Below are 12,135 nucleotides of genomic sequence, written 5' to 3' on the forward strand. Positions count from 1 at the left end.
GGTGCCGTTGCCCCCGAGGACGGCATTGACTCATCCTGTCCGTACCTTATATATACCCCATTGGGTTATAGGAAGCGTATGCAAACCGTCGCCGAGACACCATTGTTCATCAAGCAAGCGGCGGAGCTGTTCAGCGAAGACGAACGGAAGGAATTAATCGACTTTCTTGCGGCCAATCCGCAAATCGGTGACGAGATCCCCAGCGCTGGCGGCGTTCGCAAGATGCGATTCGGCGCCAAAGGCAAGGGCAAACGCGGCGGAGCCAGAGTCATCTACTACTGGTACAGTGACGGCGCACCGATCTATGCGCTGCTGGCGTACGGCAAGAACGAGAAGGTCGATCTGAAGCCCGATGAGGCGAAGGCGGTTGCCGCGTTTGCCAAGGCGATCAAGGCGGCGCACAGGAGCAAAACATGAGCGAGATGACAAAATTCGGCGCGGATCTCATTCAGGCCATGTCTGAGGCTTTGGCGCATGCGCAGGGCAAGGATGTTCCCGGCATCAAGATGCACACTGTCGATGTCGGTGCCGTCGATGCAAAGGCGATCCGCAAGAAGCTCGACCTGACCCAGGATGAGATGGCGACTGTGCTTGGAACCAGTCCTTCCGGCTACAAGAAGTGGGAGCAGGGGGTACGGCAGCCGAGCGGCGCTGCGCGAACACTGCTTCGTGTCATGGACCGAGAGCCGGAAGCAGTGCTGCGAGCACTGTCGTCCAACGAGGACGCGGCGGCCAAGGAAGCCGCCCACTAAACGGGGAGGGGGCTTTTCTACAGCCCTGACGCCTTGGTGAGGTTGGTCCGGAACCGATCACGTCGACGCTGATATTTGCGCGTCATCTCCGCCGAGGCATGGCCGAGTTGCTTCTGGACATAGCGCTCCTCGATCTCGGCCGACGAGGCGAGCCCCGACCGCAGCGAGTGCCCGGCAAACAGGAGGACACGCTCCGCCTCCGGCAGATCGGCGCGGACACCGGCGGCAAGCACCGTCTGCTTGACCAGGCGGGCGACGTGCTTGTCGGAGAGCCGCTCGACGTCGACGGTCTTGTTGTCCTTGAAAATACGCCGGAACAGCGGCCCGCGAGCGATGCGGCCGTACTTGATCCAGGTCTCGAGCGCGACCACGGGGCAGGTGTGATCGCTGGAGCCGCGGCCGACCTCGACCTCGCGCCAGCCAGTTTTTCCCCTCAGTGTCACCAGCACGCCCTTGTCGGCAAAAATGTCGATCCAGCCGGCGCCGTCGCTGTCGGCCCCATTAAGATGGTCGGGGCGCGTGACGTCGAGGCCGACGATCTCGGAACGGCGCAGGCCGCCGGCGAAGCCAAGGAGCAGGATAGCGCGGTCGCGCAGGCCCCTGAGATCGTGGCCGAGCGTGGCGAGCATCGCGACGAGGTCGTCGCCGAGGACGGCTTCCTTCACGCGCGGCGGCTTGGTGTGCTTGCGGCGGATGCCGGCGAGCACCGTGGCAATGTGGCGATCGGCCCGGTCCATGGCCAGGCCACGCTGGGTAAAATTCCACGCCAGGCCGGAGAGCCGGCGCTCGATCGTCGCAACCGACAGACCGGGCTGCCCAAGCTTCGCGCCGCCGCTGCCTGAGGCAGTCCCCGCGGCGGTGCCTGAGGCACAGGCGCTGATGTAGAGGCCGATGACCTTCGGATCCGGGGGCAGGGGCTCAAAACCAGTGCGCCGGCACCAGGATGAAAAATGCTTCCAGTCCTTGGCGTAGGCGTCGCGGGTATTCTCCGAGGTGGCGTTGTCGGCGTAGTCCCTGGCCGTCTCGACCAGATCCTCGACATCCGCCGGGACGCGAACACGGGGTGTCGCCGCCGCCTGGCCCATTGCCATGACGAGGTCGACGATGTCGGGCATCTCGCCCTCGAGAGGGTCGCTGGCGAGCGCCTTGCCATCCAGATGGTCGTCGGCCGGAAGATCGTTTCTGGCGGCTTTGGGCGAGGGATTTTCCATGATTTGGGTGTCTATCACTATATGTCCGATAATGGAAGCTTATCAGTCGTATTTATCATCAGACAGGCTGTGCGTTTTTATATGACAATGATGGCATGAAGCGCACCGCGACTTTATCATCCGCTGCATGATTCGTGCCGATCCACCGTCCGCTGTCTTGCCGCCGCTGCCGCGTGCGCCGTCCTGGGCGTTGCCGGGCGGGCCAGTCGAGCACGACACCGATGCCGCTTTCTGTGCCGGCGCCGCGCTGACGTCGCTCGACTCCTTGGTCTGCTCCGAGCCAGCCTTTGCCGGCGCCTGGCGGCAGCGCCTGGCCCTGAAATGCGCCGCCGCCGCCGTGCGCCTTGCCGGCCGTTCCGAGGACGAGGCGTCGTTACGCGACGCCTGGTACCTGCGTCCTGTCGACGGCGATCCGGGCCCCGCCGGCAGTCTTTTAGCGGCATGGCGGCAACTGGCCTCACGGCCGCCGGCGACCGATGTCGCGAGACTGATGGAAGTGGCCGCACTGCTCAGCCTGCGCTGGGATGACGGTTTTGCCGATCTTCCGGGCGTGATCGACGAGCTGGGCCGTTCCGGCCGGCCGGCGCCGTTTGCCGCCGCAGCGATCGCCAGCCGGGTTATGGCGGTGTCGCCGGGGGCGGAACTGTTAGCTTGGTGGTGCGCCGATTCTTTGCTGGCGCAAAAACTGCGCTGGGCAAAACCGGTGCCGCTGCTGATGGCGCAGGTTTTTGGCCCCGCGTTCCGATCCGGTGACGGCCGCGCCAAGCGATTTCGGCCGGGAGGGCAGGCAGAATTTGAGCGCGCAGTGTGCATGGTGTTGGCGCAGGGTTCTGACGATGCCTTGCGGCTGGCGGCGGAATTGTCGCGGCGCGCCGCGCGGCTTGCCGCGGTGACGCCAAAGCTGCGCGCCAAAGGGGCAGGGGAGGTCGTCAAAAAATTGCTCGATGACGATGCCGTGCCCGGCTCGCTGACCACCAAGACCTTGTCGCGCTTTGGCGCACGGCGGCTGTTCGAGCGGCTGCAGAAATTCGAGGCGGTGCGGGAGCTGTCTGGTCGCGAATCCTTCCGGCTGTTTGGGCTGTGACGATGGCTGGATCCGCCGCACGCAAAGGGCAAAACGGACAGCCGATGCTGCTGGATACGGAGCTCGAGCACCTGCCTCCGGAGCTGCGCTGGCGCGAATGGATGGGCCGGATCGAAGCGGTGATCTTTGCCGCATCCGAGCCTGTGCCCTGGGAGACGCTGGCGCGCATCGTCGGCAAAAGCTGCAACATCGAGCTGATCATCGACGACATCCGCGCCGAGCTCGCCGGCCGGCCCTACGAGCTGGTCGCGGTCGCCGGCGGCTGGCAGCACCGGACCAAAAAGGCGTTTGGTGACGTCATTCGGATCGCTGCAGGTCAGGGCGATGTTTCGCGCCCGCTGTCGCAGTCGGAAGCGCTGGTGCTGATGTGCATCGCCTACTTCCAGCCGATCAATCGCGGCGAGCTGTCGACGTTCTTCGGTAAGGAGGTGTCGCGCGACCTGATCGGAGTTTTACGCGCGCAGGATCTGATCGCCTCGGGGCCGCGCTCGCCGCAGCCGGGTGCGCCCTATAGCTATGTCACCACCAAGGCGTTTTTATCCCATTTTGGTTTCGACACGCTGCGCGACCTGCCGGATTTCGAGGCGCTCGAAGATGCCGGATTGCTGTCGAAGGAAAAACTGCTGGCGGGCGACATACCGGTCGGACTGACCCACAGGGAGGATGGTGATGAGGTCAACGTCGCTGACGGCGAGATGCTTTGAATAATTGCTGGCCTTCGCCTTAGCCGCGTCCGGATAGGGGCCGAGGAACGAACCCGCTCGCGCGGGAGGGCGCCTGGGGTTGAGGTAGAGGGCACAGGCCGGAGGTCGGGCCTCCATTGAGCGTCGCGCGGCAGCGGCAGAGCATGACGGGCTTCTTCAACAAGGAGCCTGACGATGACTTTCCCTGATCTCGACGCACCCGTCAGTCCGCTGCGCCAGCGGCTGATCGACGACATGAACATGCGGCGCTTCTCCCGCGAGACGCAGCGCAACTATCTCCGCGACATCGGACGCCTGGCGGCATTCCTCGGGCGTTCACCTGACACGGCGACCGCCGACGACCTGCGCCGGTTCCAGATCGAGCAGCAGGAGGACGGCGTTCCCGTGCCGACAATGAACAGCATCGTGTCGGCGCTGCGCTTCCTCTTCATCCACACGCTCGACCGCCCGGACCTGGCGCGCAGGCTCGTCCGGCTGGCGCATCGGCGCAACCTGCCCGTGGTGCTGAGCCGCGACGAGGTGGCCCGGCTGCTCAATGCCACGACGTGTCTCAAGCACCAGGCCGCGCTCTCTGTCGCCTATGGTGCGGGTCTGCGGGTCGCCGAGGTGTCGATGCTGAAGGTCGCCGACGTCGACAGCGAGCGCATGCTGCTGCGCGTCGAGCGCGGCAAGGGCGGGCGCTATCGCAATGCCATGCTCTCCGAGGACCTCCTGGCGTTGCTGCGTGAGTGGTGGAAGGTCGGTCGGCAGCAGGGCGTGATGCATCGCGACGGCTGGCTGTTCCCGGGGCAACACGCGATGAAGCCGATCAGCACGCGGCAACTCTATCGCATCGTCGTCGAGGCGGCCCGGGCCGCCGACATCGGCAAGCGGGTCGGGCCGCACACGCTACGCCACAGCTTCGCAACCCACCTGCTGGAGGACGGCACCGACATCCGGATCATCCAAGTGCTGCTCGGACACGCCAAGCTCAACAACACTGCTCTCTACGCCAAGGTCGCGACCAAGACGGTTCGCACGGTCACGAGCCCGCTCGACAAGCTTGGGCTGTTCAGGCCGACAGAGATCTCGCCCGGCGGCTGAGCCGTGCGCGCCTCGATCGAGGTCGCCAACATCTTCCGCGCAGCAGGGCCTGCCTATCGGGCCGCTCATGCAGGCCACCTGAGCCTCGCCCAGCTCAAGGTCATGTCGGCGATCGAGAACTGTCGCACCGCGGCGCTCGGCGGTCACGTCGAGGCCTGCGAGGACTGCGGCCAGTGGCGCATCGCCTACAACTCCTGCCGCAACCGGCACTGCCCGAAGTGCCAGGGCGCGGCGGCGCGGACGTGGCTGGCCGAGCGCGAGGCCGACCTCCTGCCTGTTGGCTACTTCCACGTCGTGTTCACGCTGCCGGCCGAGGTCGCCGACATCGCCTTCCAGAACAAGGCGCTTATCTACGACCTTCTGTTCAAGGCGGCGTCCGAGACGATGATGACGATCGCAGCCGACCCAAGACACCTTGGCGCTCGCATCGGCATCACCGCCGTGCTCCACACCTGGGGTTCGGCGATGACCCACCATCCGCACGTGCACATGATCGTGCCGGGCGGCGGCATCGCACTGGGTGGAAGGCGATGGATCGCGTCGCGGCCAGCCTTCCTGCTTCCGGTGCGCGTGCTTGGCAAGCTGTTCTGAAGACTCTTCCTCACGCGGCTGGTCGCACTCCACGACGCCGGGCGGCTCGGCTTCTTCGGGACCATGGCACACCTGGCCGACCGCCGAACCTTCCTGCGCCACCTTGCTCCCGTTCGGGGGAAGCGATGGATCGTCTATGCCAAGGCGCCGTTCGCCGGGCCGGAGGCGGTGCTTGCCTACCTGTCGCGCTACACCCACCGGGTTGCGATCTCGAACAGCCGCCTGATTGCATTCGACCAGGACGGTGTCACCTTCCGCTACAAGGACTACCGCCGCGACGGCGCGGACCGGCGGCAGGTCATGACGCTCGCGGCCGACGAGTTCATCCGCCGCTTCCTGCTCCACGTCCTGCCACGCGGGTTCCATCGCATCCGGCACTACGGCCTGCTTGCCGGCTCCGCCCGTAAGGCCAGCCTCGCGCTCGCCCGCGAACTCCTGGATGTCGCCTCTCCGCCCGATGACGGCACATCAGGCGTGCCGGACGACTTCCGCCCGCCATGCCGGTGCTGCAGTGGACGTATGATCATCATCGAGACGTTCGAGCGCTGGAGGCAGCCGCGAGGACCGCCGCACGCGTCGGCGACGAACCGGGAGACCGCTCCATGACCCGGCATGGTATGGTCGAACCTTCAGCCGCAGGCGCCCGGCCGCCGGCATCGGACCCGCGCGCGTCTATCGTCAAAATCGCCGCCGACAGCGTAGCAACGAGCCTCGTGCGGGATCGGCTGGACTGCGCGGAGGCACAACGAAGCCGCCTCTTCGCATCCATCCCCACGCTTCCCAGCGCCAGTAGCACTGTCACCGACATCGGCCGCAGATCGAAATCCCCATAGCCGTCGACTGTGCCCCGCGGGTTCCTTCCTCGGGGACTTTCGTACGCCTGACGGCGCCCGAAACTCTTCACGGGTGCCGAATGACCGCTTGTCGTAGGTCGGGCGTAAGACCCGACCGTCTGGTTACGGCCCCTTTTCTGCCGTGAGATGACGCGTCCCTGCACCATTTTTTGGAAGCTTCCACCGCAATGGAGTGTCCGAAATCGTGCTACAAATTTCGGACACACGTCGCCCTAAGCGGTCGTGCTCAAAAAGTCGCATAGGCACCTCTCATATTGGGGAGGGCGCCGGACATACCCGATTCCTCTCCCGAGTAATCGGGGCAATGTTTCAGTTATTGCAGTTAGAGCGCTGAGTTCCTATATTGGCGGCAAGGAGAGCAGTCATGGCCAGCCAAGTCGTCAAATTTGCCGGTCTCTCGGACCGCGACCTAAAGAAGGTGGCCGCGATGCCGCGGCTCGCGGCAGGCGATCGGATGGAACTTCATGTGCGCCGCAAAGACGGGAAGGAGCAGACCCTTGCTCTTCCGCCAGCTGCTGTTGATGCCGTCGAGATACTAATCGACAGACTGCTAAGCGGCGATCGCGTCGCGGTCCTAGCTGAAGACCAGGAACTCAGCCCGACAGAGATTTCCCCAATCCTCGGGATATCGCGTCCCCTGGTTGTGCTGAGGATGGATCGTGGTGATCTTCCGTTCCGATATGTCGGCAAGCACCGCCGCGCTTTGCTCAAGGATGTGCTGTCGCTGAAAGCCCGTCTGGAAGCGCAGCGTGGTGCCATGGAAGCACTTGCCGAGGACGCTGAGGATCTGCACGTGCGCTATGGCGTTTAATCCTCCAACGGCCGTCTGTGATGCCTGCGTCCTTTACCCTTTCCATCAGCGCAACGTCCTGATCCAAGCCTCCGCCGACGGGCTTTATGATGCACGCTGGACGGAAGAGATCCACAACGAGTGGATGCGCAATCTCATCGCGAACGTGCCGGCGCTTTCTATCGAGCGTCTTCACGCGACGCGGCGCCTGATGGAACAGGCCCTCCCTGAAGCACTGGTCGGGAACTTTCATCACAATATCGAGGCCATCAACCTTCCCGACCCTGATGACAGGCACGTCGTAGCTGCCGCTATCGAAGCGAAAGCGTCCCATATCCTGACCTGGAACCTGCGCGACTTTCCCGCAAAGGAATTGAGGAAGAACCGGCTGACCCGAGAGACGCCTGACGGGTTTCTGGCCGGGATCTATGACGAGGCTCCCGACCTCGTCATTGTGTCGCTGGCAAACGCTCGTCGCAATCTCACTAAATCAGGCAGCTCGGCGCAGGATTTCCTCGAGCTACTCGGCAGGCAAGGATTTACAAAGCTGGTGCGGCGGCTGCGTTCGCACGCTTCAGCACTATAGCCGATCCCAGGAAGTGTTCGCGTTTCGTGCTCAAAAAGTCGCATAAGATTGCAGTGTGGAACTGTACAACAAACTGCCGTTTAAGCACGCTGACTGTCATTGCCGTGAAGGGTTTCCGACCGCTGCTGGCTACCGGAAAGGGCAGAAGGCCGGCTGCCAATGCTTATACCTCACCTTAAGCCGGCCTTATGTCGCCGGCGGCCCCAATCTGCACATTGCGCCATATTGACTGAGGAACACCTCGCCGGTCAGGTCTTCAAGGAAATGACTGCGCTTGAGCCGGTCCATCACCGGGCCCTTCACCTCCGACAGGTGGAGCGTGATGCCCGCATCCTTGAGGCGATGGTTGATCTCATCGAGGCTTTCGAGCGCCGATGCGTCGATCATGTTCACGGCCGAGCACATCAGCACGACGTGCTTGAGCTCGGGTCGTTCAGCGATAAGGGCGGCGATGCGGTCCTCCAGATAGCGGGCGTTGGCGAAATAGAGGCTTTCGTCGACCCGGACTGACAGGATATGCGGCGAGGTTTCCACCTGATGGCGATCGACGTTGCGGAAGTGCTCCGTGCCGGGCATCTGGCCGACAACGGCCATATGCGGGCGCGACGTACGGTGAAGATGGAGGAGCAGCGACAGCACGACGCCCATGACGACGCCGGTCTCGACGCCGAAGAAAAGCGTGCCGAGGATGGTGGCGGCCATGGCCGAGAAATCGACCTTGGAATAGGTCCAGACGCGCCGAATGACGGCGATATTCACCAGTGACAGGACGGCGACGATGATGGTTGCGGCGAGCGTGGCCTGCGGCAGGTTCGCGAGAAGCGGGGTCAGGAACAGCGTGGCAAGCGCGATGCCGATGGCGGTGTAGATGCCGGCAGCCGGCGTCTCGGCCCCGGCGTCGAAATTGACGACTGAGCGAGCAAAGCCCCCAGTGACGGGATAGCCCGAGGAGACCGCCGAGGCGATATTGGCCGCGCCGAGCCCGATCAGTTCCTGGTCCGGCACGATGCGCTGACGGCGCTTGGCGGCGAGCGTCTGCGCGACCGAGACAGATTCCACGAAGCCGATCAGCGAGATCAGGAGTGCCGGGACGGCCAGGATGCGAATGAGGGCGAGATCGAAGGCGGGCAGGGTCGGGACGGGCAAGCCCTGCGGAATGGCGCCGACGAGGACTACGCCGCGCGCGTCGAGGTTGAATGCGGGAACCGCAAGGATCGTCGCGGCGACCGCGGCCACCGGGCCGGCCTTGGTGGCGATATCGGCGAGGCGCGCCGAAAGGCCGAGCGCGACGAGGACACGCTTCAGGCGCATCCGCACGAAATAGAGGAAGGCCAGCACTGATGCCCCGAGGCCAAGCGTCGGCAGGTTGACCGAACCGATGCTCGCGGCGAGGCCGCGCACGATCTGCGGCAGCGTATGGCCCCCGGCCTCGATGCCGAGAACATATTTGAGCTGGCCGGCCGCGATCAGCAGGCCCGATGCGGTGATGAAGCCGGAAATGACCGGGTGGCTCAGGAAGTTCGCGACGAAACCGAGTCGGAAGGCGCCCATGGCGATCAGCATCGCGCCTGACAGGAAGGCGAGGAGCATGGCGGCGGCCAGATAGGCGGGCGTACCTTGAGCGGCGATCTCGCCGATGGCCGAGGCGGTCATCAGCGAGACGACCGCGACGGGACCGACGGCGAGCGTCCGGCTGGTGCCGAACGCCGCATAGGCAACCAGCGGCAGGATCGACGCGTAGAGCCCGATTTCGGCCGGCAGGCCCGCCAGCATCGCATAGGCGAGCGACTGCGGGATCAGCATGATCGTGACGATGACTGCCGCGACCATGTCGTTGGTCAGGGTCGCGCGGGAATAGCGCCGACCCCAGTCGAGGATCGGCAGGTAGTTTGCCAGCCGGTTCATTGTCCTGATCTTTCGATTGTTGCCTGCGTCAGGCGGTACGAGGCGCCGCATTGTCCTCGGCGAGAAGGCGCGCCGCCCACATGCCGAGGATCATGGCGGGGATGAAGGCGAGGGTGCCGGTCGCGCCAAGCCCGACCGCGGTCAGTGCCGGGCCCGGGCAGAAGCCGCCGAGCCCCCAGCCGATGCCGAAGATGGCCGGACCGGCGACGATGCGCGCGTCGATGTCGCCGCGCGTCGGTAGATGGAAGCGGTTACCGACAATCGGCTCGCCGCGCGCCAGCACGAGACGGTAGCCGAGAAAGGTCACGAGCACCGCGCCGCCCATGACGAAGGCGAGCGAGGGGTCCCAGGCGCCGAAGAGGTCGAGGAAGTTCAGGACCTTCGCCGGATCCGACATGCCGGAGACGACGAGGCCGGCGCCGAACAGAAGGCCGAGCGCGAGATTGACGAGAAAGGACATGGGATCAGCCTCCGATGACGTGGCGGACGAGGAATACGGTGACGAAGGCGGTCGCCATGAAGATCGAGGTGGCGACGAAGGAGCGGGTCGACAGCCGCGACAGGCCGCACACGCCGTGGCCGGACGTGCAGCCATTGCCCCAGACCGAGCCGAAGCCGACGAGGAGCCCGGCGGCGATCATCAGCGGGATGTTGGACGATACCGTCTGGCTGATCTCGACGCCTCCAAGTGCGATCATGGCAAATGGCGCCGCGACGAGCCCGATGACGAAGCCGAAGCGCGAGAGGAACACGCCGTCGCGATAGGGCGGCAGGAGGCGGCCGACGATGCCGGAAATGCCGGCGACGCGGCCCTCCCAGAGCATCAGGAGGACGGCCGACAGGCCGATCATCATGCCGCCGGCGAGCGAGGCGAGGGGGGTGAATTCGGTCATGGATTCGATCCTTGGCGCGGCGTGGCGCAGAACATGGCGTGCATCATCGAGATGAATTCGGACACGCGGCCGTCTTCGAGCCGGTAGAACATGTGCTTGGATTCCTTGCGGCCGACAATGAAGCCGGCCTCGCGCAGTTCGGCGATCTGCTGCGACAGACCGGGCTGGCGGATGCCCAGCGTGTCTTCGAGGTCGCGCACCGAACGCTCGCCATCGACAAGCGCGCAGACGATCATCAGGCGCGAGGGGTGCGCGAGTTTCTTCAGAAACTCCGCCGCCTCGCCGGCATTCTCGACCATCTCGGTGGTCTCTTGCGACAGGTCGCGGGTTATGGCGGTCAGTCCCATGCCGCACCCTCCAAGACGTCGAGCGGGAATTTGAGATAACGCTTGCCGTTCGCTTCGGGCTCGGGCAGGCGGCCACCATTTATGTTCACCTGCAGGGCGTGCAGAATGAGCTTGGGCATGGGCAGTGATGCGTCGCGCTTCTCACGAACCGCGACGAATTCGTCCTTGGTCCGGCACTTCGACATATGCGTGTTCGTAGCCTTCTGCTCGTCGACGGTCGATTCCCAGCGTGGCTCGCGATCGTCGGGCTGGTAGTCGTGGCCGACGAAGATGCGGGTTGCGCCCGGCAGGGCGAGTATCTCCTGGATCGAATCCCACAATCGCGATGCGCTCCCGCCGGGAAAGTCGGCCCGAGCCGTTCCCGAATCCGGCATGAACAGCGTGTCGTGGACGAAGGCGGCATCGCCGATCACATAGGTGATCGAGGCGAGCGTATGGCCCGGCGAGAACAGCACTTTCGCGTCGATGGTCCCGACCTTGAACGTCTCGCCTTCCACAAAAAGCCTATCCCATTGCGAGCCATCGGCCGGAAAGTCGGGCCAGTGATAGAGCCCTTTCCAGAGCTTTTGCACCTCGACCACCTTCTCGCCGATGGCGGTCGGCGCGCCCGTCCGTTCCTTTAGATAGCGCGCCGCGGAGAAATGGTCGGCATGGGGATGCGTGTCGAGAATCCACTCGACCGTCAGCCCCTCGCTCTCGATGTAGTCGAGAATGCGGTCGGCATTGATCGTTGCCGTCGCCCCCGACTTCTCGTCGAAGTCGAGCACCGGATCGACGATGGCGCACCTTTTCATGCCGGGATCGGATACGACGTACTGAACAGAGAAGGTGCGCTGGTCGAAGAAGGCCTTCACGTTGGGTCGGCTGATAGTCATGGCATTCGTCCGTGAGTGGGGGATGTGGCGATCGATTATCGGTCGTTGGCGTCGAGCCATTTGACCGCGCCCGACAGATCGACGCCGAGCCGCTGCCCGAGCGGTACGATCTCGTCCTCCGACATCCGGCCGTCGATCACTTCGCCGATCGCATAGAGCGTGGCTGAGCGCGCGCCGGTCCTGCAATGAGCAAGCACCGGACCGCTGGCTTGCGCGAGCGACGCCTGAAAATCGGCCACCTGACCCTCGGTGATCTGACCCGGCACGACAGGAAGATAGGTGTAGCCAAGGCCTTCCATCTCCGCGACGCGGCGGTTCTCAGAGGAATTTGGCTGGCCTGCTTCCTCGCCGTCCGGCCGATTGTTGACGATGGCGGCAAAGCCCTCGGCCTTGGCGGCGCGGATGTCGTCGGCAGTCAGTTGCGGCGCGATGTAGAGCTTGTCGGTGACCTGTTTCATGG

Annotated in this window: 12 protein-coding genes and 2 pseudogenes; 8 read left to right on the plus strand and 6 right to left on the minus strand. The window is 64.4% G+C overall.

The window, feature by feature from the left end; translation table 11 throughout:
• Window positions 1-78 precede the first annotated feature (78 nt).
• Both EET67_RS17820 and EET67_RS17825 read left to right on the plus strand, forming a co-directional pair.
• Window positions 79-417 carry a type II toxin-antitoxin system RelE/ParE family toxin gene (locus EET67_RS17820; protein ID WP_128627555.1) on the plus strand — a complete coding sequence of 113 codons (339 nt, stop codon included), beginning with the start codon at window positions 79-81 and terminating at the stop codon, window positions 415-417.
• Entirely contained in the window at window positions 414-752 is a 339-nt protein-coding gene (locus EET67_RS17825; protein ID WP_128627556.1) for a helix-turn-helix domain-containing protein, read from the plus strand. The genes EET67_RS17820 and EET67_RS17825 overlap by 4 nt, the downstream gene beginning before the upstream one ends.
• A gap of 17 nt (window positions 753-769) precedes the next feature.
• Here the strand turns inward: EET67_RS17825 and EET67_RS17830 are convergent, their stop codons facing one another.
• On the minus strand, window positions 770-1,963 hold the full coding sequence (locus EET67_RS17830) for a tyrosine-type recombinase/integrase (RefSeq protein ID WP_128627557.1): 1,194 nt from the start codon (window positions 1,961-1,963) through the stop codon (window positions 770-772).
• A 127-nt stretch (window positions 1,964-2,090) separates the two neighbouring features.
• On the opposite strand from EET67_RS17830, the gene EET67_RS17835 reads away from it, so the two are divergent.
• From EET67_RS17835 to EET67_RS17860, 6 genes and pseudogenes are all read left to right on the plus strand, one after another.
• A complete protein-coding gene (locus EET67_RS17835; protein WP_128627558.1) occupies window positions 2,091-3,047 on the plus strand; it encodes a DUF1403 family protein in 957 nt (318 codons plus the stop codon).
• A 2-nt stretch (window positions 3,048-3,049) separates the two neighbouring features.
• On the plus strand, window positions 3,050-3,751 hold the full coding sequence (gene scpB, locus EET67_RS17840) for an SMC-Scp complex subunit ScpB (protein ID WP_128627559.1): 702 nt from the start codon (window positions 3,050-3,052) through the stop codon (window positions 3,749-3,751).
• Window positions 3,752-3,925: 174 nt separating this feature from the next.
• Window positions 3,926-4,834 (plus strand): tyrosine-type recombinase/integrase, encoded by a 909-nt coding sequence (locus tag EET67_RS17845; RefSeq protein WP_128627560.1) that lies wholly within the window; start codon window positions 3,926-3,928, stop codon window positions 4,832-4,834.
• 3 nt (window positions 4,835-4,837) lie between these two features.
• A pseudogene (locus EET67_RS17850) lies at window positions 4,838-6,031 on the plus strand (IS91 family transposase).
• A gap of 612 nt (window positions 6,032-6,643) precedes the next feature.
• A complete protein-coding gene (locus EET67_RS17855; RefSeq protein WP_128627561.1) occupies window positions 6,644-7,090 on the plus strand; it encodes a DNA-binding protein in 447 nt (148 codons plus the stop codon).
• Window positions 7,029-7,655 carry a PIN domain-containing protein gene (locus EET67_RS17860; RefSeq protein WP_245451010.1) on the plus strand — a complete coding sequence of 209 codons (627 nt, stop codon included), beginning with the start codon at window positions 7,029-7,031 and terminating at the stop codon, window positions 7,653-7,655. The genes EET67_RS17855 and EET67_RS17860 overlap by 62 nt, the downstream gene beginning before the upstream one ends.
• 186 nt (window positions 7,656-7,841) lie before the next feature.
• On the opposite strand, the gene EET67_RS17865 is transcribed toward EET67_RS17860, so the two are convergent.
• The 5 genes and pseudogenes from EET67_RS17865 to blh all read right to left on the minus strand — a co-directional run bounded on the left by EET67_RS17865 (window position 7,842) and on the right by blh (window position 12,133).
• Window positions 7,842-9,560, minus strand: a complete 1,719-nt coding sequence (locus EET67_RS17865; RefSeq protein WP_128627562.1) for a SulP family inorganic anion transporter — start codon at window positions 9,558-9,560, stop codon at window positions 7,842-7,844.
• Window positions 9,561-9,588: 28 nt separating this feature from the next.
• Window positions 9,589-10,020, minus strand: coding sequence for a DUF6691 family protein (locus tag EET67_RS17870; RefSeq protein WP_128627563.1), 432 nt, complete (start codon window positions 10,018-10,020; stop codon window positions 9,589-9,591).
• A gap of 4 nt (window positions 10,021-10,024) precedes the next feature.
• Window positions 10,025-10,453: a YeeE/YedE family protein gene (locus EET67_RS17875; RefSeq protein WP_128627564.1), complete on the minus strand. Its 429-nt coding sequence runs from the start codon at window positions 10,451-10,453 to the stop codon at window positions 10,025-10,027.
• A complete protein-coding gene (locus EET67_RS17880; protein WP_425359532.1) occupies window positions 10,450-10,800 on the minus strand; it encodes a metalloregulator ArsR/SmtB family transcription factor in 351 nt (116 codons plus the stop codon). Before EET67_RS17880 ends, EET67_RS17875 begins: the two co-directional genes overlap by 4 nt.
• Window positions 10,791-12,133 (minus strand): annotated as a pseudogene (gene blh / locus EET67_RS17885) (bifunctional sulfur transferase/dioxygenase Blh). Before blh ends, EET67_RS17880 begins: the two are co-directional and overlap by 10 nt.
• Window positions 12,134-12,135: the final 2 nt, after the last annotated feature.

The sequence above is a fragment of the Borborobacter arsenicus genome (assembly GCF_003934165.1).
Taxonomy (GTDB): domain Bacteria; phylum Pseudomonadota; class Alphaproteobacteria; order Rhizobiales; family Rhizobiaceae; genus Pseudaminobacter; species Pseudaminobacter arsenicus.